This is a genomic window from Desulfitobacterium elongatum, from assembly GCF_055378975.1.
In genome coordinates this window covers 172173-196839 of record NZ_AP038772.1, presented here as the reverse complement: position 1 = coordinate 196839, position 24667 = coordinate 172173, and the positions used below count along the sequence as shown (strand labels likewise).

The window sequence follows — 24667 nt, the reverse complement described above, 5'->3', positions numbered from 1 at the left end:
GGATCGCCCGTTTCCAGATCAGGTCAGTCATTTGTAAAGCATGGTAAGTGATACGCTATCCTTTAAGCAATCCTAGTCCTAAACCTAAATACTTTCTCCAGTCCTTTTGGAGAATGATTACCTCAAGAAGGGAGCAATAATCAGGGAGATTGTACCCATAACTTTAATCAAAGCATTCAGAGATGGGCCTGCAGTATCCTTGAAGGGGTCACCTACGGTGTCTCCAATAACTGCAGCAGCATGGGTCGGAGTTCCTTTTCCGCCATGATTTCCGGCTTCAATGAACTTCTTCGCATTATCCCAAGCTCCACCGGCATTTGCCATGAAGATTGCCATGAGTAGACCGGATACCGTTCCACCTGCTAGCATTCCACCCATAGCATCTTTACCAAGTCCAAAGCCGACTAGAAGTGGAGTCCCGACGGCCAAGAGTCCAGGAATGATCATCTGACGAATCGCGGCTTTCGTAGAGATGTCAACGCAAGCTCGATAGTCTGGTTTTCCTGTTCCTTCCATAAGGCCAGGAATCTCACGGAATTGACGACGAACTTCAGCAATCATTTCAAAGGCAGCTTTTCCTACCGCTTCCATAGCAAAGGCAGAGAAGAGGAACGGAAGAGCAGCGCCAATGAACAGTCCAATAATCGTCGTAGGGACAAGAATATCAATTTTCTCCAGATGCGCAAGCTCTGCGAAAGCATTGAAGAGTGCTAGGGCGGTTAGTGCTGCAGAACCGATTGCAAAACCCTTTGCAACAGCCGCAGTCGTATTTCCTACGGAATCGAGCTTATCTGTTGTCTTACGAACTTCAGGCTCAAGCTCGGCCATTTCAGCGATTCCACCCGCATTATCAGCAACGGGACCGAAGGAATCAATCGCAACAACCATACCTGCAGTTGAAAGCATAGCCATTGCAGCCATAGCGATACCAAAAATTCCGGCCACAGCAAAGGAGATATAGGTTGCAACACAAATTACGATAACAGGGAGTGCTGTACTCTTAAGACCCGTAGCCAAACCCTGAATGATATTCGTAGCAGCACCTGTCTCAGACGCTTTAGCAATCGCTTGTGCAGGGGCCTTCTGGTTTGAGGTATAGTATTCTGTCAACAAACCAATGAGGATATTGACGACCAAACCCGAGATAATAGCTATAAATATTTTATTCGGTGTGAGAGTCAACGTATCGCTAACCTTCAAGGAAGCGGGTAGCATCCAATGGACGATTCCATAAGAAGCAATAGCTGTTAAAAGGTTGGTTCCCCATAACCCTTTATTAAGTGCTGTTTGCGGATTTGCATTTTCTCCAGTCCGAACGAAAAAGCTTGCAATGATTGAGGAAAGGATTCCCGCTACCCCGATCATCAGCGGAAGCATTAATCCAGGCGCTCCACCTTGAACGTTTTGGAATGCGATTACACCTACAAGCATAGCCGCAATCGTCGAAGCTGCATAAGACTCGAAGAGGTCAGCTCCCATCCCTGCTGTATCTCCGACGTTATCTCCGACATTATCAGCGATTACAGCTGGGTTACGAGGATCGTCTTCGGGAATTCCCGCTTCAACTTTACCTACCAAGTCTGCTCCGACGTCTGCAGCTTTGGTGTAAATTCCTCCACCGACACGAGCGAACAACGCAATCGCACTCGCACCGAAGGCAAAGGAGTTAATAATCTCAGCATCTTTGAACCATAAGTACAGTGCAGCAACACCAATTAGTCCCAATCCATTAACAGAAAGACCCATAACGGCACCGGCCCGGAAAGAGACTCCCAACGCTTTATTCAAGCTTGTCCGAGCAGCTTCCGTCGTCCGAGCGTTAGCACGGGTTGTAATTCCCATTCCTACATAACCAGCGACTGCAGAAAGTACTGCACCAACCAGGAAGGATACTGCCGTCTGCCAATTCTTCAAGAACGTCAAAATAATAAAAATTATAATGACAAATGGGATAAGTGTTCTGTATTGACGATTGAGAAAGGCCATGGCCCCCTCTTGAATTGCAAGAGAAATCTCCTGCATCCGGGCATTTCCTGGGCTTTCTTTTAATACACTCTTTGCGAAGAAAAATGCAAATACAAGTCCCAGTAGTCCTGCCCCCACTGCCCAAAAGGGCATTGAAGCAAAATTCATGTCAAAAAACCTCCTAAGTCAAAATAATTAGTCAAAGATAATTATGCTTAGCCAAGGTGTCCCCGTCGTGCATTTATTCAGTTGCCCCGCGAACGCTTTTATTGATTGCGTAAGATGGAGTGTGATGCATTTGGAATAGATATTTAGACATTTTTTGTTTGCTTCGTCAATTGCGATGTAGACTATTACAACAAATGAGTATGTATAGTGCTAGGTTCAATAGATGTTTTGAATTATCGTATATACTCGGCTCTTTTCGATGGGATCTGAATAAAGACAAAAAAAGGGTACCCGACTTTTATTTTAAAAGCCAGGCAACCCCTAACGAGCTCAGCAGAAATACAACGGCTGAAGCGATGCTTAATTTGGAGAGAATCGCATCCATCCCTTTCTTCTTGCCAAAGAAGGCTTCACCGGCACCACCAATTGCGCCCAAACCCGCACTTGTCCCAGTTTGAAGCAAAATAGTCGCAATTAATCCTAAAGAGCTTAAAACCAAAAGTACTGTTAGAAAGATTACCATTACAGAATCACCTCCTTAAGATTCAAACTATTTTAGAAAACAATAAGAAATTAGTCAATATGCCTATTTTAGCATAGGAAAATGTTAAAAGGCAAGTAGAGACGGGTTGGAAACGTCCAGGTTTCCAACCCGTCTTCGCTGCGTTCGTTTAGCGAGCCAAGGATTCCCGTCCCCTGTAAACTCCCGTTTCACCGAGTTCTTCCTCGATACGCAGGAGTTCATTATATTTTGCTACGCGCTCTGTTCTTGCAGGAGCGCCAGTTTTGATCTGACCTGCATTGACAGCAACGGCGATATGGGACATGGTCACATCTTCGGTTTCTCCCGAGCGATGAGAAATCACGGTAGTGTATCCCGCACGCTTAGCCATTTCAATCGCATCGAGTGTTTCTGTCAACGTACCGATTTGGTTGAGCTTAATCAGAATGGAATTCGCACATTTCTCTTTGATCCCTCTTGCAAGCCGCTTAGGATTCGTTACAAAGAGGTCATCTCCAACCAGTTGGATTTTTTGTCCTAGTCTTTCGGTGAGTTTCTTCCAGCCTTCCCAATCTTCCTCGGAAAGTCCATCTTCAATCGATACAATCGGGTACTGTTTAATGAGGTCCTCATAGTACTCAATCATCTCATCTGAAGTCTTAGTCAAACCTTCTCCTTCAAGATGATACACCCCATCTTTGTAAAGTTCAGTTGCTGCAACATCAAGTGCGAGTGCAACATCTTCTCCAGGGTTATATCCTGCCCGTTGAATCGCGTCAACAATCGCTAGAAGAGCATCTGCATTGGATTCAAGACTTGGAGCAAAGCCACCTTCATCCCCGATGGCAGTCGCCAAGGATTTCTCCTTCAAAACAGCCTTCAAACTATGATACACTTCTGTTCCCATCCGTAGAGCCTCAGCAAAACTTTTTGCTCCAACCGGCATAATCATAAACTCTTGGATGTCCACATTATTATCAGCATGCTTGCCACCATTCAAGATGTTCATCATCGGAACTGGAAGTTCCTTCGCATTCACTCCACCCAGATATTGATAAAGAGGCAATCCGACAGACTCTGCTGCTGCTTTCGCACTGGCAAGGAAACTCCCAAGATCGCATTTGCACCGAGCTTACCTTTATTGTCCGTTCCGTCCAAAGCAATCAACTCTCGGTCAACCGCAGGTTGATCAAACGGATTAAATCCCTCGAGCTCAGAGGCAATCACTTCATTGACATTTTCGACCGCCTTTAGAACACCCTTACCAAAATAGCGGGTTTTGTCTCCATCACGAAGTTCCACTGCCTCAAAGGCACCCGTAGAAGCACCAGACGGGACCGCAGCTCTGCCCATTGAACCATCTTCTAAGGTTACTTCCACCTCAACTGTAGGATTCCCACGGGAATCCAAAATTTCCCGACCAAAAACTTCAGCAATATAACTCATTTATGTACCCTCCCTAAATAATTTCTTCATGCGCAATGAATAGCGCTATTACGTCGCGTGCCTTAGCTCGCGGGTAATCCACAAATACTTTTATAACAATCGTAACTGACCTAAAGAATCAACGACTTCCCCGTCATTTCTACAGGCTGTTGAATCCCCATAAGTTCTAACACGGTTGGAGCCACATCACGAAGTGCCCCATCTTCTCTTAATTTCCGATCTTTCAAATGGTCATCGACCAAGATAAACGGCACAGGATTCTTCGTATGAGCCGTTAAAGGCTGACCACTTTCCAAATCTATTTTAGCTTCTGCATTCCCATGATCCGCCGTAATGAGCACCGTTCCACCTTGTTTTAGGATTTCCGGAACAATCTTCCCGATACAATCATCTACGGCTTCAATCGCCTTAATGGATGCCGAGAATTCACCGGTATGCCCTACCATATCCGAGTTTGCGAAGTTCAAGATAATGATGTCGTTGGTTTCTGAATTCAATCGTTTCAGGAGTTCTTCAGTAATTTCTGGAGCACTCATCTCTGGTTTCGAGTCATAGGTAGCAACTTTCGGTGAAGGAATCAAGCAACGCTCTTCACCTGGGCAAGGGTCTTCTACCCCTCCATTAAGAAAGAACGTTACGTGGGCGTACTTTTCCGTCTCCGCGATCCGGAGTTGTCTCCTATGAAACTGTGCCAAAACTTCCCCAAGAGTATTCTCTAAGTTCTGTGGTGGGAAAGCAATGGGGGCTTGAATTCCAACTTCATACTCTGTCATACATACATAATGAATCTCTAATCGTTTCGATCGTTCGAAGGCGGTAAACTTCTCGTCCACGATAGCATGCGAGATCTCGCGGGCCCGATCTGAGCGGAAATTAAAGAAGATCACACTATCTCCATCCTGAATCCTGCCAATCGGGTTCCCCTCAGCATCAATAATTACCGTAGGCTCTATGAACTCATCCGTGATTCTAACATCATAGGATTTCTCAATCGCTGCAAAAGGGTTCGGTGCTTTGAGGCCTTCTCCGTCCACCAAGGCTCTATAGCCTTTTTCAACCCTCTCCCAGCGATGGTCACGATCCATGATGTAATAGCGCCCCATTACAGTGGCAACTTTCCCAAGTCCAACTTCTTCAAGCTTGGAATTCAGACGTGTCATATACTCTTTGGCACTTTGGGGAAGAACATCTCGACCATCTAAAAAAGCATGGATAAATACCTTCTTGACTCCAATTTCTTTCGCCTTGTCGAGCAGAGCAAAAAGATGATCAAGGTGGGAGTGGACCCCGCCATCCGATAGCAGTCCCATCAGATGAAGCGCACCTGATCCTTCTTTAACTCGATCCATAGCCTGACTCAAAATAGGATTCTGGGCAAATTCACCCGTCCGAATAGCTTTAGAAATTCGCGTTAACTCCTGGTAAACAACCCGTCCTGCCCCAATGTTTAAGTGTCCAACCTCGGAATTTCCCATCTGCCCTGCCGGCAACCCGACAGCTTCCCCTGAGGCATTGATTAAGGTATGTGGATAGTTCTGCAGAATGCGATCAAAATTCGGCTTTTGCGCCTGAGCAATTGCATTCCCTTTAAGTACTGGACTATATCCCCACCCATCAAGGATCATGAGCAAGAGAGGTTTCATAAAGCAGACACCGCATTTTGCACGAGTTTGGCAAATCCTTCGGGGTCTAAGCTTGCACCACCAACGAGTGCCCCATCCACATCAGGTTGAGCCATCAATTCCGCGATGTTATCGGCTTTAACGCTTCCTCCATAGAGGATGTTCACGTCATCAGCAACCGAACCGGCGATTCCTGCCAGATTCGAGCGTATCATGGCACACATTTCTTGAGCATCTTCGCTCGAGGCGGTCTTCCCTGACCCGATGGCCCAGATAGGCTCATAGGCAATAACAACGCGTTTCAAATCTTCTGGGGGAAGCTCAGCAAGGTCATTCATCACTTGTCCGCGAACAATGGCGAAGGCTCTACCTTCTTCGCGCATAGCCAGATTCTCTCCCACACAGAGAATGGGCGTCAATCCTGCTTTAAGGGCTGCCTTGACTTTCTTCGAAATTTCCTCATCGGTTTCTCGGAGGATCTCACGGCGCTCAGAGTGTCCGAGGATAACGTAAGTACAGGCAGCATCCACAAGCATCGAAGCGGAAATCTCACCTGTGTAGGCTCCATCCGGAGCATAGAACATATTCTGGGCTCCGATATGAATAACACTCTCCTCAAGTTCGACCTTGAGTGTGTTTAAGGCTGTGAAGGGTGCACAAACGACGACATCGACCTCAGTCACATCTCCGACCTTTTCCATGAGTTTAACAGCATAGTCTTGAGCTTCACGAACGGTTTTATTCATTTTCCAGTTCCCCGCGATAATGGGATGACGTATTGACATTGACCTGGCTCCCTTCATGAATAGTCTCATCTAAAACATCACTTAAAAAGTGTATTACTTATCTTTTAATGCTGCCACTCCTGGCAGGACCTTACCCTCCAAAAACTCTAGGGAAGCTCCTCCACCGGTAGAGATATGTGTCAGCTGATCCGCCACTCCCATCTTCTCAACGGCTGCGACAGAGTCTCCTCCGCCCACAATCGTGATTCCTGAGCACTTGGCTACGGCCTGTGCGACCTTCTCGGTCCCCTTGGCGAAATTGTCCATTTCAAAAACACCCATCGGACCGTTCCAGACAATGGTTCGCGCGGATTCAATATATCGGCTAAAAGCTTCTGCGCTTTCCGGCCCAATATCGAGAGCCATTTCATCTTCGGCAATCTCCTTCACGGAAATCGTACGGAACTGAGCGTCTGCTTTAAACTCCTTAGCGACTACGGCATCTTGCGGTAAGATGAGCTCTACCTTAAGATCGCGAGCTTTGGCAAGCAGTTCCTTGGCTAGAGGGACTTTATCCTCTTCCACAAGGGACTTCCCGACATTATTATCTTGGGCCTTTAGGAAGGTATTCGCCATCCCACCCCCGATAATCAGGGCGTTGACTTTATTCAATAAGTTCTCAATGACGCCAATTTTATCACTGACCTTGGCACCTCCGATGATTGCTACAAAGGGACGGGCCGGTTCTTCCAAGGCTTTCCCCATAACTTCAACTTCTTTTTGCATGAGAAAACCAGCAACTGCTGGGATATAATGAGCGACTCCTTCAGTTGAGGCATGGGCCCGATGTGCTGTCCCAAAAGCATCATTAACGAAAATATCAGCCAATCTAGCAAGAGCTTTGGCAAATTCAGGATCATTCTTCTCTTCTTCGGGATGAAAGCGAACATTCTCCAAAAGGAGAACCTGTCCCTCTTGGAGCTGAGCCACCTCCCTCTCCACCTCAGGCCCCATACAGTCTGGAGCAATGGGAACAGCCTGTTCAAGAAGTTCCCCTAACCGGGTTGCGACTGGGGCAAGGGAGTATTTCGGATTCATCTGACCCTTAGGTCGCCCAAAATGCGAGGCAAGAATAACTTTTGCTCCCTCTCCCATCAAGTACTGGATTGTGGGTAAAGCTGCCCGTATCCGAGTGTCATCCGTAATATTTCGGCTATCATCCATAGGTACATTAAAATCAACGCGAACTAGGATACGCTTTCCCCGTACTGGGATATCCTTCACACTTTGTTTGTTCATTTTAACTCTCCTTCCTTTATTCTAAACACTAAACATTTAACAATTATGTATAGGAACAATATAGTAACCCAAGGAATATTGCTGCTACTCTATTTTTGGTAAAACCTTCCCCTGTTTCCGAACTTTAGTTTACCATGGATTATAATCCTTAGTATACCTTTCAAAGGAAAATCCTACTCTATTTTAGACAAGCCCCATAATCACTTGTGCAATGTTTACAGTGTGTTTATCCATTCGATAAAGCAAATTTACAGCATCGAGATTTCCCCAATAGACTGTTTGAGAGGGTTCCCCTTCTGGTAAATTACACTTTGCACCCTGTGCCAAAAGACCAAATTGCAAAGTGCGCTGCAGGCGAACAATTTCTGGGTGCTCACGAATAACTTCCCCTGCCAACTCCGTATCCCAAGTTTTTAACGACTGAATCATCCGATTATAGTTATTCAGTACGCTTTCATAAAGCTCCTTCATCTCATCCCAAATTTCATCGGCCTGGGCTGGATTCTGACGACGTAATCTTTGGATAAAGGGGGCTAAATCAAGAAGTACCTCCCCGATATATTGAAATTCCTTCAAGATGAATTGGGTATGGAGGATATCCTCCCGTTGTTCTCCAGAAGTGTCCTTCATTGACAACATCGACAAGAAGCGAGAAATAGTGTTGTAATACCCGTGAAATTCCTTCTCAACTGCCGATCCCTTACTGGGAAGCTCGGTTTTGTTCTCTTTAAAGACCGCCGGAATTTCTAACATAATCTGATCTCGTATTCTCTTTCCCAGCTCTCGGATTTCCAGACGAGTTTGAGTTATCGCAACCGTTGGCAGTTCAAGTGAAGCTTCGTCAATGAACAAAAAATGAACTTCTCCTTTTTTGTGGCGCCGCTCTGGTAAAATCTCGACAAGCATTTTAGCTATCCAGTTATTTAACGGCAAGAAGATAATAATCATGAACAGGGAGAATACCAAATGCGCATTAGCGACCTGCCGTTTCAAATCTCCACTGAGCCAAACCAGGAGATCGGCTACAGCCCCCAAAAAGGGGAAAATGAGAATGGTTCCGACAACTTTATACAACGTATTCGCCAAAGCTGCTCTTCGCGCATCTAGCTTTTGAGTTGCCAAGGAAGAAAAAAGGGTGGTCACTGTCCCTCCGATATGCGCTCCTAAAACCAGCGGAATTACAGCTCCCAAATTTACCAGCCCTTGATCTGCCAAGGAAATAACAATCGCTAAAGTCGCCGTACTACTCTGCATCATAGCAGTTAGGACAAGTCCGATTAAAATCCCCAGAAAAGGCTTAACTCCTAGCTGAGTTAGGAAATGCTGTACTTCTGGGACCTCCTTCAATGGAGCGGACGCCCCAGACATGTTTGCCATCCCCACAAAAATCAGCCCAAAACCGATCATAGCCTGTCCGAGATGCTTCAAAGAAGGAGAACTTACGAATAGATAAAGGATAAATCCAATGAAAATGAGCCCTAGAGCCACATTCAGCATTTTAAAAGCAATAAGTTGTATTGAAATGGAGGTGCCAAGGGCAGAGCCAAGGACAATCCCTAAGGCCTGCCCTAGCCTCATCATCCCGACATTGACAAACTCTACCACGAGAACGGTGGTCGCTGTGCTGCTCTGAAAAGCCACTGTCATGACGATACCAAAGAGCACAGCTAAATAACTTTTCTTAGTCAAGGATTGCAGGATTTCCTTTAGCCTATTGGCAGCGAACATCTGTAAGCCCGCCGAGGTCGTATGCACCCCATACATGAAAATCCCTAAACCTCCTAAGAACATGAATAGCGTACTCCAGTCGATGATTGAGCCCTCCCTTAGCCCTTAATTCTGCTTTCCTACTTTAATATATACAAGGGCTTCGGCAACATTTAGAATATGATCTCCAATGCGCTCCATCGTCCGAGCAAGAATAAGTGAAAAACCCAGATATCCAGTTTTTTCGATCTGACTCTCTGACACGAACCTCTTCTGAAGAGCTATATACGTTGAGTCCAAAAAGTCATCCAGGCGATCAAGCTCTTCAACCCTATCTTGCTCAAGTTGAAGAGATTCTATCGTCTTTTCACACATTAATTGTGTTTGTTCAGCCATCTGAAGGATTTCTTCCGGCTGCTTGATTTCTGAACTCAAGCCCGCTAATTCTGCTATATCACAAGCATAATCTGCAACTCGTTCAAGTTCCTGGGCCATTCGGTGATACCCGAGTAACCACCTCAGATCCTGAGTTCTTAATTGCTGGAGAGTCATGATTTCTAGAATCCGCTGAACGATGCGATCTCGCATCTGGTCGATCTGGTCATCTTCTTTCCGCCAATCAATAGTCCTCGCGGATTCCGGAGTAGCAAGTACTCTCAAGCCCTTCTCAAGCAAGGCACTTACCCCTTGCGCTAGCTCAACGATTGAGCTTCGAATTTCCATCAATGCACGATCATAGCCAGATAATCTGTAATTATTCATAGCTGCCACTCCTTAAAAAAAGCCACAAATTTCATGGGCTTAAACCCAAGTCCAAATTTGTGGCTAATCCACCTTTTCCCTGCAATGAACAGGCTAAAAAAGTTGATTTATTTTATTATATGGAAATGCGTTTAATTATGCTCATTACATTTTTATGGTTAATAGCGTTTCCGAATAGCCGTTGATGAGATTCCAAGTTCATCCCGATACTTTGCTACGGTTCGGCGCGAAATCTCCATTCCCTTTTCCTTTAATAGCTCAGAAAGTTTCTGATCTGAATAAGGATTTCTCGGGTTCTCTTTGGCGATTAAGTCCTTTAAGGCTTCTTTAATTCCTTCTGTAGTCATCCCATGCTCGGTTCCAAGACCTGAGGCAAAGAAGAACTTAAATTCGAAAATCCCACGTGGAGTTTGCACATATTTGTTAGCTGTTGCACGACTAACAGTAGATTCGTGAACTCCAACTTTCTCCGCAATATCCTTAAGAGTGAGAGGCTTCAAGTATCGTATTCCTCGTCTCAGAAAATCCTCCTGCCTCTCGACAATCGCATTCGCAACCTTATACAGGGTCATCCTTCTTTGTTCAATACTCCGAATAAGCCAGGCGGCCGCATTGAGTTTATGCTCTACAAACTTTCGTGTTTCTGACTCACTATCCTGACTTAACGCTTTACGATAGGCTTGATTAATCCCCAACCGCGGAACCGTGACATCATTTACGAGAATGATGAATTGACCCTCAATTTCCTCGATCACAACGTCAGGTACAATATACCGAATTTCCCCGGAACCTGAAAAACGTCGACCGGGCTTTGGATCAAGTTTTCGGACAAGGTCCGCTAGTTGTTGAACCTGGCATGGGGTAAGCTTCATGCGAGTAGCAATTCTCTGAAGCCGTCCAGCAGCAAGATCCTCCAAATACTTAAGAAACTCGGACATCTCAGGGGGACAGTCAGGAAGAAGGGGTAACTGAAGTCTCAGACATTCTTCTAAGCTCCTTGCCCCGACGCCGAGTGGGTCTAACCCCTGGATAATTGCCAGGGCTTTTTCCGCCTCGTCAAGGGCTATTTTTTGTTCCTGCGTTATCACTTCCAAGGTGACTGTCAGATAGCCATTATCATCCAAGTTTCCTACGATATATTCAAGGAGAGGTAGAGAGGCTGGAAGCTTCTGGACGTGGAGTTGTTCAAGTAAATGTTCCTGAAGTGTGGGAGCCGCTGTAAGAAAAGGCTCCATCCTATTATTCTGCCCCGCATCCGGATCATACTCACGGGTTATAGTCACTCGCTCTTCTTGATGCTGAAAGTATTCTTCCCAGTCCATGTCCCAGTTATTTTCGGGGCTGACCTCTTCTTTCTCTGGTTTGCTTCTGTCTTCATTCGGACTTTCCACGCTTTGCTCTGTAGCGTCCTCAACAACATCCAAAAGTGGATTTTCTAAAATCTGCTGATCGACATAATTGGTAAGCTCAAGGGCCGACAACTGCAGAATTGCAATGGCTTGACGCAGCTCTGGTGTCATGATTAACTTCTGTGTTTGTTCTAAGTTAAGGCCATAACTTAAACGCACGATATCCCTCCTCTCGCATCACTACTGTAACTCAACTCTTACCTTGCTGAAGCTTTTCTGCCAGTTCATCAATCTTACGCATCCTATGGTTCACTCCAGATTTACCAACTTTCGGCTGGAGCATCTCCCCAAGTTCCTTAAGACTTGCATCCGGAAACTCAAGGCGAAGCTCGGCGATTTCCCTTAAGGGTTCAGGAAGTGCCTGCAGTCCAATCGTCTTCGCCACACGTTGGATATTTTCCACTTGACGCACTGATGCATCCACCGTCTTATTAAGGTTTGCTGTCTCACAATTGACCAAGCGGTTCACCTGATTGCGCATATCCTTAAACACTCGAACGTTTTCGAATTCAAGTAAGGCATGATGAGCCCCGATAAAGCCCAGGAATTCAACGATATGCTCACTCTCTTTAATATAAACCACGTGCCAATTTTTACGCATACTGACCTTAGATCCCAGACGAAATTTGTTAAGAAGTTTACTGAGCGCTTCGGCGTGAATGGGATCATTGGTAATAATCTCTAAGTGATAGGTCCCCTCAGGATTATTGATCGACCCTCCCGCCAGAAAGGCGCCCCTCAGGTACGCTTTCTTATCACATCGGCTCTTCACCAGATCCTCTGGAATTCCTGGGAGAATCTCTCCTTCTTCATCTAAAATACCTAGCCGCTGCAGATCCACAATTCCCTTGGGATAAATCTTAACCATATAGGAGTTATTCTTTTTCAAACGTAATTTTCTCCGGACCACGATATCAACTGGTAATTCTAAGAGATTTTTTGCTAGGCGATAGACTTTTCGAGCGACAGGAGCACTCTCAGTGATGACGTTTAAAGCATAGGAATGATTCGAAATCTGTAGCGTGCCATCCATTCGAACAAGGGCTGCTAACTCAGCGAGATTGCAGCATTCTTTTTGTTCCGTAATACGAGCCAATTCTTCTTTGGTTACTGCACTAAAGGACATTCGCCCTCATCCTTTCTAGGGCTCTTCCCTCAACTTTTGATTCAGGAGATAGGAATCAACGAGCGCAATCCGTTCTCCCATGGGCTTCATCCGGAACAGTAGGCGTACCAATTCGCGAGCCAAACGCTTGGAATCATGGCGAATCGTTTCCCCCGCTTGCAAAAGCTCTGCTTCACCATATTTTACTCCTAACCATCCTACACTAACCGCCTCGCCCCGAACCGGATAGGACCCTTCTTCCTCGTAGCGCTTAAGTAGGTACTCAGGAATCTCTTGATTATTGGCCAGAACAACATCCACAAAGTCAGAACCGCAGTGATCCATAATCGCCTGCAAGTGGTCTGACACCTGGTAGCCATCTGTCTCTCCAGGTTCTGTCATAATGTTACAAACGTATACGCAGGGAGCTTCTACTTCCCTGATTTTCTCTCTTAGCCCATCCACAAGTAGATTTGGGAGGACACTGGTATATAGACTCCCTGGTCCCAAAACGATCAAATCAGCTTCTTCTAAAGCTCGTAAGGCCTCGGGGATCGGCTGGCTATCCCCCGGTTCAAGATACACTCGCTTAATTCGCCCCTGTGTATCCCGTACCGCCGTTTCCCCTTTTACAGAGGTTCCATCCGCTAAGTCGGCCACAAGCACCACTTGCTCTAAGGTAGAGGGATAGACATTTCCCCGAAGTGCAAAAACCTTACCTATGTGTTCCACACCTTTTTGAAAATCCCCGAAAGTATCTGCCATCCCTGCTAAAAACAGGTTTCCAAGGCTGTGTCCCTTTAAGGTCCCTGTTTCAAATCGATAGGAGAATAAATCGTCCATGATATTCTCAGTATCTGCTAAAGCGACGAGACAGTTCCGAATATCTCCTGGCGGAATGATTCCCATTTCATGCCGAAGTTTACCTGAACTTCCACCATCATCTGCTACTGTGACGATCGCGGTGAGATTGCAGGTATATTCCTTAAGACCCCTCAGAAGTGCGGACAGTCCAGTTCCCCCACCAATGACTACAATTTTCGGGCCACGCCGTAAATGCATTCGAGAATACATAACATCAACAATCTTGGATTCATTATCGGGCAAAAGCACGGAAATGATTGAGCGGAGTAACCGTTTAAACCCGATAACGATGGCTATAACTCCTAAGAAGCTGATAAACGCTCCCATGGGAACGGCCGTACTTGGGGCACTTCCGGTCAATCGATAGATACCTTCACGAAACTGAAGTTCCAAGTATCCAAGCGCTACCCCGTAATTCATAACTGAGAAGCCGGTGGCGAACAAAAAAATTCCGACGACCGCTAACAAAAACCAACGTTTTACCCCAAGATTGGGATAAAGCCATTTAAGGTTGTTAGATAGAAAACGGCCTAATCCCTTTTTCATTTCGTTTTATCACCCTTCCGGTTACGAACAGCATCTCGGTGTTTAACACTCATCGTGTACTGATGGTCATTTAAAAACACTCCGATACGTTCTGCAATTGCGACCGAACGATGCTGACCGCCCGTGCAACCCACTCCGATAACCAGATGCCTTTTTCCCTCTTTTACGTAGTAAGGGAGAATATACTCCAGCAGGATAAGATACTTATCAAGGAATTCTTGAGCAACAGGATTTTTGAAAATATACTCTTGAACCTGAGGATGCTCCCCTGTGAGAGGTCGTAAATCCTCAACATAAAAGGGGTTAGGCAAAAACCGAACATCAATAAGCAAATCTGCATCCAGCGGAATCCCATATTTAAAACCGAAGGAGACAACCGAGACAGCTAAGCGTCCTCGCCCAGGTTCGCCTCCGAAAAGTTCTGATACCTGTTGACGAAGTTGCTGTGAGGTAAGGCTTGAAGTATCAATGATTTTATGTGCTTCTCCCCGAATTTCAGCCAACTTTTGACGTTCCATTTGAATACCTTCGAGGATTCCCCCTTGCGGAGAGAGGGGGTGTCTTCGCCGCGATTCCTTATAGCGTCCGACGAGAATCCCGTCTGAGGCCTCTAGAAAGATTAATTCATACTGGAACCCTTCGGCCTGCAAATTCACCAGGGCTTCGGTCAAGGAAGAGAAGAACTCTCCCCCTCGCAAATCGCACACGATTGCGGCCTTTGAGACTTTACCCTGGGATTGACCACAGAGCTCCGCGAACTTTAGAATAAGCGAGGGTGGAAGATTATCTACACAAAAGTATCCTTGATCTTCAAGGCTTTGCAAAGCTTGAGTTTTTCCCGCTCCAGAGAGTCCTGTGATAACAAGCAGGCGTACATGTTTTGAATCTAATTCCAATGGGTTCACCCCCTTGTACTAATTATTTGTATGAGAGGTTGTCTGATTTTATGGCTACTTCTGACCGAGCACCTTTATGGCTTCTGCTTGTGCTCCAGCCAGAGCTGTTTCTGGAGCGATGCCGCTCAAAGCTTTTTGCCAGGCTTGGTCTTGAAGGGGGATGAGCTTCCATTCGAGGGCAGCTCCCTTTAAGGGCCAGGCTTTTTCTAGGCCTTGTCCAACCTGCTGAAGGACTCCTGACTGGGCTTCGGTACGCTTGTAGAAGGAAGTGCTGACTGGAAAACGGTTTCCAGCTTGTCCTAAGGCCCATTGGGTATCTGGGTTAAGGAGCTCTTCTTCAACTAGTCGAATCATAGGGCTTAGGGCTTCAGAGGATTTAATGGATGAGTTCGCAAGCCCAAGTGTTCTCCCGGTAAGGATTTGTCCCTGTCCTCCCGTTAATTGGGTTAGTAGAGCACTTCCCCAAGGGATAGTCGGTGCTAACCCCTTGGCTTGACCAGCCCAAGATATCGTGTAAGCGGCTTGTCCATTCACGAATTGAAGCCAGGCATTGGGATCAACGACTAAGAGTTTGGCATCTCGCCATGCCAAAAGTTGTTGGACAAAGATGAGGTTTGCTGGATCCTCCAAGGTTGGCTGTCCATTGCTCAATAACTTTCCTGCTTGGCCACTCCACCAGGGGGTTAAGGTTTTTGTATCGAGCGTGGGTAAGGCTAAGACTCCCTTGGTCGTTAGAAAACCTGCTAGGTTTGCTGGTGGCTGGGCCAAATCCGTCCGGTAGTAGAACAACGGAATATCCGTCACAACAGGCTGCGCATAATCCTTCTCTCCGTAGTGGAACTGTGAGACTACGCTAGGGAAAGAATCTGCGCTTCCAAGAACGGGTGCGAGTGCTCCTTGATGGAACAATGTCGTTAAAACCTCTCCGGAAGTTAGAAAGATCTCTGGTCCTTCCCCCCCTGCCTGTGCTTGATACGCCTGTTTAGCCAGTTTATCTTCTGGAAGGTATTCCAGCCGCACAATAACTTCGGGATGCCCATCCATGATTCGTTGGGCCTGTTTGCTCAGTGTTTCAGCTTCTGCTCCCTGCAAGGAATGCCAGAGTTCAATCACTGCGGGGGCAGCTCCACCAGGAAGCCCTTGAAGTGGATCCTTTCCACACCCTGTGAGCCCGAGAATAATAATTAATAGAATGCCGAAGAACTTAGTCATTTTCTGAATTCGCGAAACCGGACCCTTCCCCATTAAATCGCTCCTTTAGTGCTGGTTTAATAGCGGATAGACTTTTGTTTGCCCTTGAGCGTAGAAGAATAAAACCCACTGTGGATTTGGATACGTGAAATATTCTAGAGCGGTTGCCCGAGACCATTGTCTTCGGTCCATACTCCTAAATTCGGGAATCCTACTAGCCCAAGCCTCATCGTGCTGAAGCTGAAGTTTTCCCTTGGAATAATCTATAGGCAGCGATTCCGATGACTGAAGGAGATAATCGGGTACAACGCTAGGGCGTTCCCACAGGTAATAGTCAAATCTTAAGAGCTCCCTAAATCGGTCCATGGAATTTTCCTTAGGATTTACGTTACCCTCTGAATCCACCTTCCCCTTACTCTCTTCTATACTATCCGTCGCAATCAGGAACTCCCACAACTTCTCGAAAAGCGCTTTGCCCGACCAGTTCTGTCTGAACCAGCCTCGCTTATGCCAATACTCAGCAAACTCATAATAAAAATCGAAGGGAGTAGGGAATAATTCCAGCGCACAGGGCAAAATCGTTGAAAATCTCCCCGAGTTATAGTACTTGTCAAGGATTTCCTCCAAGCGATGAAGTTTGAGTAGCTCCTCATGACTTAGGACTTGAGTTTCGAGTATGATATAGGGAGGGTCAGGAGAATAGGTTAGACCATATTTCTCGCTTTTCTCACGGAGCCCTGAGCCCTTCAACACTTTAAGAAAGCCCAATTGAAGCATATCGGGTTGGACATTATATACATCATTAAACGAGGTGCGAAAACTTGTCCAGTCTTCTTCTGGTAACCCCGCGATTAAGTCTAGGTGAAGATGAGCTTTTCTCATAGCCTGGATTTCCTGTACAGAACTTGCCCATCGTTCGAAGTGCTGAGGGCGGGAGATGATCGCTAGCGTCTCAGGATTTGTCGACTGGACCCCGATTTCAAACTGAACGAGATCCTTTGGGTACTCTCTTAAGTACCGAATCCAATCCTCATCGAGTAATTCCCCTGCCATCTCACAATGAGCCCGAATTCCTGCATCAGGTGGGTAGTTCGCGGACTCTTCGCGAACGATATCTAATATCTTAAAGGAATGCTGCTTGTTCACATTAAACGTTCGGTCGACGAACTTAATCGTACGGGCCCCACATCGTAAGAGTTGGCTTAAAATCACGCGAAAGCTCTCTGGGTCGAGATAACGCACCCCTTGAAAGGTAGATGAGAGGCAGTACTGGCAATTGAAGGGGCACCCCCGAATCGTTTCAACATAGGCAAGTCGCCCCGTAAAGTCTTCGTCTCTGCTATAAGGATTTGGTACTTGTTCAAAGGAAAGCTGCCGGGAGGGAGAATTCACGCGGATTAAATCGGTCTCTCGCCAAGCTAAACCATCTACCCTCTCAAGCCCTGATCTATCTCTCCAGGCGCGCAGAAGTTCGAGAAATGTTATCTCTCCTTCCCCATATACGACTCCATCAAGTTCCGGGTGCTCCTTTAAAAATTGAGCAGCATCATAAGATACTTCGGGTCCTCCGACTACGATTCGTACCTTAGGGCATACCGGGCGCAACTGCCGAATGACGGCCATCGTTTCGCTGAGATTCCAGATATAACACGAAAAGCCAATGACATCCGCCTTGGCTTCAAAAATTTCTGCTTCAATCCGCTCAATCGGCTCGTTTATCGTGAATTCACGGAGTTCAACTTGAGGGAATTCAGCGATCACACTCTCTCGCAGATACCGTATCGCTAAATTGGTATGCACATATTTCGCATTAATGGCTACAAGCAAAATTCGCAAAAGGACCGACTCCTTTCACTCTTTAGTATAGCCGCATCTGGTGTCTATTGCAATTCTTGTGCCAGAATTTGTGCATAAATTCGCGTACTTGGAAAATTTACCACTCTCTGCAAAAGCACTGTGATAGTGTCACCCTTCGAAGGGGGCCTTGAATATACTGTTTATGATATTAAGAGCAACGTTTAGGGGTGAGCACTATGAGAGTTTTACAACGAGGATCCAGAGGAACAGATGTTGCAGACGTCCAAACTCGCTTAAGGGAACTCGGTTATATTCCTGGTCCTGTGGATGGAGTCTTCGGTCGTATGACAGAAGAAGCTGTCATAAGATTCCAAAGGGATCGTGGTCTGACCCCGGATGGAATTGTTGGTCCGAATACTTACAATGCTTTATTCCAACCGGAACCTCAACCGGGCTATATTCTTTATACGATAAAAGCGGGAGATACCTACTATAAGCTCTCTATAACGTATGGAGTATCAGTGAGCAGTATTATTGCGGCAAACCCTGGTGTAGATCCAAATCAATTGCGCATTGGCCAGCAAATTAAAATCCCAAAAAGACATTACGTTGCTGCTTGGGTTCCCTACTGGAAGCAGCAAGAAGCGATGACCGTCATCAGACAACATGCCGATATCATCACTACCCTCTCCCCCTTTTGGTATGAGGTAACCCCCACAGGAGATTTAATTGTATACCCCAATGGGGAGGAATCCTCCGTTATTCAATTCGCAAGGGATCGCAAAATTGAGTTAATACCTCTTATTGCCAATAGCTTTAATACCCAATTAATCTCCACAGTTCTGAACGACCCTACTATTCGGCGACAACACATCACGAACATCATAAATAAAGTTACCCAAATGAACTATGATGGAATTGAGATTGATTATGAGAATATTGCAGTTGCCGATAAGGATCTTTTTGTTCTTTTCTTACAAGAACTTAAAGCGGCTTTAACCTCCATTAATAAAAAACTCGTGGTCGCGATTCAGGCAAAGACAAGCGCAACTTCCTCCGGTAGCAGTGCTGGTCATGACTACCCTGGAATTGGTAGTGCCGTAGACAGAGTACGTCTTATGCTCTATGACTATAGTTGGGAGACCCCTGGTCCTATTGCTCCTGCGAGCTGGGTTAAGCAGGTTCTCGATTACGCAGTTTCTGTAATCCCTAGAAGGAAGCTTGAAGCAGGTCTTCCCACTTATGGTTATGATTGGGGCAATCAGAGAATTGGAATTTCCTATGACACCGCCATAAGCATTGCTCAGCGCTTTCAAGCTCAAATCATTGAGGATCCCCAAAATGGACCACATTTTAGTTATACGGACTCCAGTGGAGTAGTTCATCAAGTCTGGTTCACGAATGCGAGAAACTTCTCTTCGTTCATCGATTTAGTTAATCAATATAATATCCGAGGGATTTCCATCTGGTATCCGGGTGAGGATGACCCCGAGATTTATAATGTGATTAAGGAGAGGTTGGAGTAGGGTTTATACGAAGAAGGCACCTAAGGAAATTCCTCCGGTGCCTTCTTTGCTATAGTTCAATTCTGTATTAACTTTTAAATCCGCCTGGGAAAAGAATCGGCGCAACTTCAGGGGTTATAACTCCGAATTCATAGCCTTGCTGCTTAAGATAATGAATGATGCGCGGTAAGGCATCAGGCGTCGTAGTCTTTCCTGGGGCATCATGCATGAGGATGATGACTCGGTCTTTTCCAGGGACTTGTTCCATGACATTACGAACGATTTGATCTGCAGGTACGAGTGGAGCTGCCGCATCTCCAGTGCTCACATTCCAGTCATAAACGAGATAATCGGCTGCATCTACTGCGTTGTAATAGCGTACATGAAAGTTTCCTTGGGTCCCGCCGGGAGTTCGAATAATCTTGGGTCGAATTCCAATTAACTGATAGATCAAGTCCTCATTTTTCTTGATGTTCGCTAGATAGCCTTCTGGAGTTTTATATATTTCTGCATAGTTATGTGAATAGGTATGATTCCCAATAGCATTTCCTTGTTCGAAGGCCTGTTTCAAAAATCCGGGATATTGTTCGACTTGACGCCCGATAACAAAAAACGTCGCGTTAACTCCTTCATCCTTAAGCGTCTTCAGAATACAAGGGGTATTATTAGAGGGCCCATCATCTATCGTCAAGTATGCAATTTTTGCAGGCTCTGTCTTAAATATCCGTTGCTTCATAGCCAGTCCGGGAGCCGTTGGAGGGGTTCCGGATAATTCATAGAACGGGCGAATGGGTGTATTAGGAGGAGCAGGAAGAGGAGAGAGGGTTTGTTGAGGGGGTTGAGTCGATTGTGGATTAGAGTTAGAACCGATTTGAGAAGGATTTAGCGTCCCAGTTGTTTTTGAGGCATTATTCTGAGCGTCTGATCCAGTTGCCGTCAAGTTTTCTTCTCCTGTACTCTCTCCAGCCTTCTCTCCTGATTTAACATTAGGATTTTGCCCCTCGTGAGATGCATCCTTCAAGTTCTCAGAGCCCCCATCGGTTTGGGCGACTTGGGTCGATTTCGCTGTTTTAAGTGAAACCGAAGGAATTACGCTACACCCACTCAAAACAACCGTCCCTATGAGAAGTATCGTTAGCGCAAATCCTCTCATTAACTTTTCTTGCTTGTTCCACATTTTATACGCCCCTCTTCTTTTGCCATGACGAAACTTCATATATTACAAGATTATCCACCAAATATAGACGTAAACTATAATAAAATCTGTTACGATTTAAGACAATATCCTACCTGTAATTTATTCCAAAGGGCTGTAAAGAGTTAGAGGCTTCACTTAATTAACTTCTATAATCGAGGGCGCACATCGAGGCGTAATGACTTTCCTACCCCTTCAAGACATACTTTTCAATAGCTTGGGCTACACCGTCATCCTGATTTGAAGTCGTAACGACATCAGCTGCTTCCTTTACTTCCTGACGGGCATTTTCCATGGCTACTCCGAGCCCAGCACAGCGAATCATCTCAATATCGTTCAAATTATCTCCTATCGCCATGACATTCTCTTGGTTAATCCCTAAACGTTTTGCCAAAGCTGTTAGAGCAACTCCCTTATTGACTTCAGGATGGATCAACTCCAGGAAGTGCGGTTTGGAACGGGTAATGTGTACTTTTCCCGTAAACTCTTCATGGATTTTCTCACCCCAGGCTTCTAACTCCTTGTTCTCACCAAACAAAATAATCTTTTCTATTCCATCCTCTTCACGCTGAAGTAACTCGATAAGATTAGTTTCTTCGACGGGAACCCGTATAGCCTTTGCATATCCCATAGACCAATCATTCATTTTCTGAACAAAAACCTGATCCCTTCGATACACATGAAGATGGACCTCCTGATTCAGCAACCATCTTACAATCTCACGGGCCGTCTCTACTGGGATTACCTTTCGGTATAGGATTTCCCCGCTCAGGGCCTCTTGAATCATTGCCCCGTTATAAGTAATAATCGGTACATCTAACCCCAATTGTTCTACATATGGCAGAGCTGAAACGGGCATCCGCCCTGTAGCAAACGTGACATGAACGCCTTGTTCCCGTGCCTTGCGAATCGCTTGAATGACCCGTTCTGAAAGGGTACGATCATCTCGAAGTAAAGTATCATCCAAGTCCGTTGCGATCAATTGAATCGTCACAGTGTCTTCATCTCCTTACCTTGCGTTTATTCGACAAGTAGCGTGGCATTCCTCTAACAAAGGCTGCCAATTTGGCAGCCTCTATTTTTAGCTTAAATATTTCTTTAAAAATTGTCCCGTATAGGACTCGGGGAAGACTGCTACCTCTTCTGGAGTCCCGGCGATTAAGACCTGCCCCCCTTTGTTTCCACCTTCAGGGCCTAGGTCAATTAGATAATCAGCTGTTTTAATGACATCGAGATTATGCTCGATAACGAGAACGGTATCTCCTCCGTCAACAAGACGGTGCAGAACCTGGAGCAGACGATCGACATCGGCAGTGTGCAATCCGGTTGTCGGTTCATCCAGAATATAAATCGTTTTTCCAGTACTTCGACGACTTAACTCCGTTGCAAGCTTAATCCTCTGGGCTTCTCCACCGGATAAGGTCGTAGCCGGTTGTCCTAGCCGAATGTATCCAAGTCCGACATCTTGTAGTGTCTGCATCTTTCGAGCAATCCTTGGAACAACCTGGAAGAACTCAACCGCTTCATCGACGGTCATATCCAAGACTTCTGCAATACTTTTTCCTTTATATCTTACTTCGAGGGTCTCTCTATTATAACGTTGACCTCGACAAACTTCACAAGGAACATAGACGTCAGGTAAGAAGTGCATCTCGATTTTAATGATTCCATCCCCACGGCACGCTTCACAGCGTCCTCCTTTGACATTAAAGCTAAATCGGCCAGGAGCATAGCCACGCAGCTTAGCCTCTGTAGTCTGGGAAAAGAGTTCGCGGATAAAATCAAAGACTCCAGTATAGGTTGCTGGATTCGATCGGGGAGTCCGACCAATTGGCGATTGATCAATATCAATGACTTTATCAAGGTGTTCTAGGCCTTCGAGGCTCTTATGGAGGCCGGGCTTAACCCTTGTTGCGCCGTTCAGTCGACCTACGAGACCTTTGTATATAATCTCATTCACTAGAGTACTTTTTCCTGAGCCTGAAACTCCAGTGACTACTGTGAAGACTCCCAGCGGAACCCGTACATTGATATTTTTTAGGTTATTCTCTCTGGCGCCCTTAACCTCTAACCACTTCCCATTCAGCTTGCGCCGCTCGGTAGGAACCGGGATTTCTCTCCTGCCGCTAAGGTATTGCCCGGTTACAGAGTTCGGATTAGCTTTGATCTCCTCAAGCGTTCCCTCCGCAATAATTTGTCCTCCATGAGCACCAGCTCCCGGACCTATATCAATGATATGATCCGCTGCTATCATGGTATCTTCATCATGTTCGACCACTAGAAGGGTATTCCCTAAGTCTCGAAGCCTCTCTAAGGTCATCAGGAGTCGAGCATTATCCCGTTGATGAAGGCCAATACTAGGTTCATCCAGAACATAAAGAACCCCCATGAGACTCGATCCAATCTGTGTAGCCAAGCGAATGCGCTGAGCTTCCCCACCGGAAAGTGTTCCCGCAGCCCGATGAAGCGTGAGGTAATCCAAGCCCACATTGACGAGGAACCCTAGCCGCTCACGGACTTCTTTAAGAATCTGTTGGGCTATGATTTGTTCCTTTTCACTGAGCTCTACTCGATTCACGAACTCCAAGGCTTCTGTAATAGGCATCCGAGTGAGATCATCGATAGAAATCTCCCCAACTTTGACAGCTAAGGCTTCCGGCTTTAAACGCTTCCCCCCACAGGCTGGGCATGGGCGCTCACTCATGAAGTTTTCCATCTCCGCCCGCACATAGTCTGAGGTAGACTCCCTATGGCGTCGTTCAAAATAAGGGAGTAATCCCTCAAAGGGAGCACTATAGACTTTAGGTTGATCGAAAACATTCATATAGTGAAATTTTATAGGCTTATCTATCCCATAAAGAAGCCCTTTCCACTGTTCGTCTGTAAGTTGTTCTAGAGGGGTATCCATCGTAAATCCAAGAGCCTCACTGGCTGCTGACATCATCGCTGGATAATAACTCGATTGGGATTTAGCCCAAGGGGCTACAGCTCCCTCATTTAAAGATAACTTCTTGTTAGGAACGACCAGGTCTACATCGACTTCCAGATTTGCCCCCAAGCCTGTACAAGCAGGACAGGCTCCGAACGGACTGTTAAAGGAAAAAAGGCGAGGCGAGATTTCTTCAAGAGCAATCCCACAATCTGGGCAAGCAAAATTTTCACTGAAGAGAATTTCTTCCCCGTCGATGATATCCACGAGGACATTGCCTTCACTCAGTTTCAAGGCAGTTTCCAAGGAGTCAGCCAGACGGGCTGCACTCTCAGGCTTCAGAGCGATCCGATCGATGACTACCTCAATCGAATGCTTTTTGTTCTTCTCGAGCTTAATCTCTTCGCTCAAATCACGATTCTCGCCATCCACGCGAACACGTACATACCCTGCCTTACGAGCGTCTTCAAAAACCTTTACATGCTCTCCTTTTTTCCCCTTGACTAAGGGTGCAAGGATCTGAAGCTTTGTCCGTTCTGGATAGGTCATAATCTGATCAACCATTTGCTGAACAGTTTGTTGACTAATTTCGCGTCCACAGCGTGGGCAGTGTGGGTGTCCGATTCGGGCATAAAGCAAGCGCAAATAATCATAAACTTCCGTAACCGTTCCTACAGTGGAGCGAGGGTTACGGCTTGTTGTCTTCTGATCGATGGAAATAGCGGGGGATAGCCCCTCGATATAATCAACATCTGGCTTGTCCATCTGGCCCAAAAACTGGCGTGCATAGGAAGATAAGGACTCCACATAGCGACGCTGTCCTTCGGCATAAATGGTATCGAATGCTAAAGAGGACTTACCTGATCCGGATAGTCCTGTGACGACGACAAGTTTGTCTCTGGGGATGTCGACGTTGATGTTTTTCAGGTTATGGGCGCGGGCGCCGCGCACTTTGATGAATTCTTGGGTCATAAGTTCCTCCTCGATTAGATGGCGTAAAGTTTAAAATTTAATTTAAGAATTTGTCTCCAGGA

17 protein-coding genes and 1 pseudogene are annotated in these 24667 nt (G+C 46.0%); 1 reads left to right on the top strand and 17 read right to left on the bottom strand.

Features of this window, described 5'->3' with window-relative positions; translation table 11 throughout:
* Window positions 1–117: 117 nt before the first annotated feature.
* The 14 genes and pseudogenes from ACZ42W_RS00945 to ACZ42W_RS00880 form a co-directional block, all read right to left on the bottom strand.
* Complete coding sequence (locus tag ACZ42W_RS00945; RefSeq protein ID WP_464167745.1) at window positions 118–2133, bottom strand: sodium-translocating pyrophosphatase; 2016 nt, start codon at window positions 2131–2133, stop codon at window positions 118–120.
* 298 nt (window positions 2134–2431) lie between these two features.
* Window positions 2432–2656, bottom strand: coding sequence for a preprotein translocase subunit SecG (secG, locus tag ACZ42W_RS00940; RefSeq protein ID WP_464167744.1), 225 nt, complete (start codon window positions 2654–2656; stop codon window positions 2432–2434).
* Window positions 2657–2804: 148 nt separating this feature from the next.
* Window positions 2805–4081, bottom strand: a pseudogene (gene eno, locus ACZ42W_RS00935) (phosphopyruvate hydratase).
* A gap of 110 nt (window positions 4082–4191) precedes the next feature.
* Window positions 4192–5724 (bottom strand): 2,3-bisphosphoglycerate-independent phosphoglycerate mutase, encoded by a 1533-nt coding sequence (gene gpmI / locus ACZ42W_RS00930; RefSeq protein WP_464167743.1) that lies wholly within the window; start codon window positions 5722–5724, stop codon window positions 4192–4194.
* Complete coding sequence (gene tpiA, locus ACZ42W_RS00925) at window positions 5721–6488, bottom strand: triose-phosphate isomerase (protein ID WP_464167742.1); 768 nt, start codon at window positions 6486–6488, stop codon at window positions 5721–5723. The genes gpmI and tpiA overlap by 4 nt, the downstream gene beginning before the upstream one ends.
* Before the next feature lie 54 nt (window positions 6489–6542).
* Window positions 6543–7727 (bottom strand): phosphoglycerate kinase, encoded by a 1185-nt coding sequence (locus tag ACZ42W_RS00920; protein ID WP_464167741.1) that lies wholly within the window; start codon window positions 7725–7727, stop codon window positions 6543–6545.
* Between the two features lie 183 nt (window positions 7728–7910).
* Window positions 7911–9518 (bottom strand): Na/Pi cotransporter family protein, encoded by a 1608-nt coding sequence (locus ACZ42W_RS00915; RefSeq protein ID WP_464167740.1) that lies wholly within the window; start codon window positions 9516–9518, stop codon window positions 7911–7913.
* 42 nt (window positions 9519–9560) lie between these two features.
* On the bottom strand, window positions 9561–10196 hold the full coding sequence (locus ACZ42W_RS00910) for a phosphate signaling complex PhoU family protein (RefSeq protein WP_464167739.1): 636 nt from the start codon (window positions 10194–10196) through the stop codon (window positions 9561–9563).
* 158 nt (window positions 10197–10354) lie between these two features.
* Window positions 10355–11764, bottom strand: a complete 1410-nt coding sequence (gene rpoN, locus ACZ42W_RS00905; RefSeq protein WP_464167738.1) for an RNA polymerase factor sigma-54 — start codon at window positions 11762–11764, stop codon at window positions 10355–10357.
* A 31-nt stretch (window positions 11765–11795) separates the two neighbouring features.
* Window positions 11796–12731, bottom strand: a complete 936-nt coding sequence (gene whiA / locus ACZ42W_RS00900; protein ID WP_464167737.1) for a DNA-binding protein WhiA — start codon at window positions 12729–12731, stop codon at window positions 11796–11798.
* A gap of 15 nt (window positions 12732–12746) precedes the next feature.
* Window positions 12747–14120 carry a gluconeogenesis factor YvcK family protein gene (locus tag ACZ42W_RS00895; RefSeq protein WP_464167736.1) on the bottom strand — a complete coding sequence of 458 codons (1374 nt, stop codon included), beginning with the start codon at window positions 14118–14120 and terminating at the stop codon, window positions 12747–12749.
* Window positions 14117–15016: an RNase adapter RapZ gene (rapZ, locus tag ACZ42W_RS00890; protein ID WP_464167735.1), complete on the bottom strand. Its 900-nt coding sequence runs from the start codon at window positions 15014–15016 to the stop codon at window positions 14117–14119. The genes ACZ42W_RS00895 and rapZ overlap by 4 nt, the downstream gene beginning before the upstream one ends.
* A 54-nt stretch (window positions 15017–15070) precedes the next feature.
* Window positions 15071–16261 (bottom strand): extracellular solute-binding protein, encoded by a 1191-nt coding sequence (locus ACZ42W_RS00885; RefSeq protein WP_464167734.1) that lies wholly within the window; start codon window positions 16259–16261, stop codon window positions 15071–15073.
* A gap of 12 nt (window positions 16262–16273) precedes the next feature.
* Entirely contained in the window at window positions 16274–18043 is a 1770-nt protein-coding gene (locus ACZ42W_RS00880) for a B12-binding domain-containing radical SAM protein (RefSeq protein WP_464167733.1), read from the bottom strand.
* A 197-nt stretch (window positions 18044–18240) separates the two neighbouring features.
* Here ACZ42W_RS00880 and ACZ42W_RS00875 point away from each other — a divergent pair, with 197 nt between their 5' ends.
* Window positions 18241–19530, top strand: coding sequence for a glycosyl hydrolase family 18 protein (locus tag ACZ42W_RS00875; protein ID WP_464167732.1), 1290 nt, complete (start codon window positions 18241–18243; stop codon window positions 19528–19530).
* 67 nt (window positions 19531–19597) lie between these two features.
* Here ACZ42W_RS00875 and ACZ42W_RS00870 read toward each other — a convergent pair whose 3' ends face one another.
* The 3 genes from ACZ42W_RS00870 to uvrA form a co-directional block, all read right to left on the bottom strand.
* Window positions 19598–20686, bottom strand: coding sequence for a polysaccharide deacetylase family protein (locus ACZ42W_RS00870; RefSeq protein ID WP_464167731.1), 1089 nt, complete (start codon window positions 20684–20686; stop codon window positions 19598–19600).
* A 205-nt stretch (window positions 20687–20891) separates the two neighbouring features.
* Complete coding sequence (locus ACZ42W_RS00865; RefSeq protein WP_464167730.1) at window positions 20892–21698, bottom strand: Cof-type HAD-IIB family hydrolase; 807 nt, start codon at window positions 21696–21698, stop codon at window positions 20892–20894.
* An 87-nt stretch (window positions 21699–21785) separates the two neighbouring features.
* Window positions 21786–24605: an excinuclease ABC subunit UvrA gene (uvrA, locus tag ACZ42W_RS00860; RefSeq protein WP_464167729.1), complete on the bottom strand. Its 2820-nt coding sequence runs from the start codon at window positions 24603–24605 to the stop codon at window positions 21786–21788.
* Window positions 24606–24667: the final 62 nt, after the last annotated feature.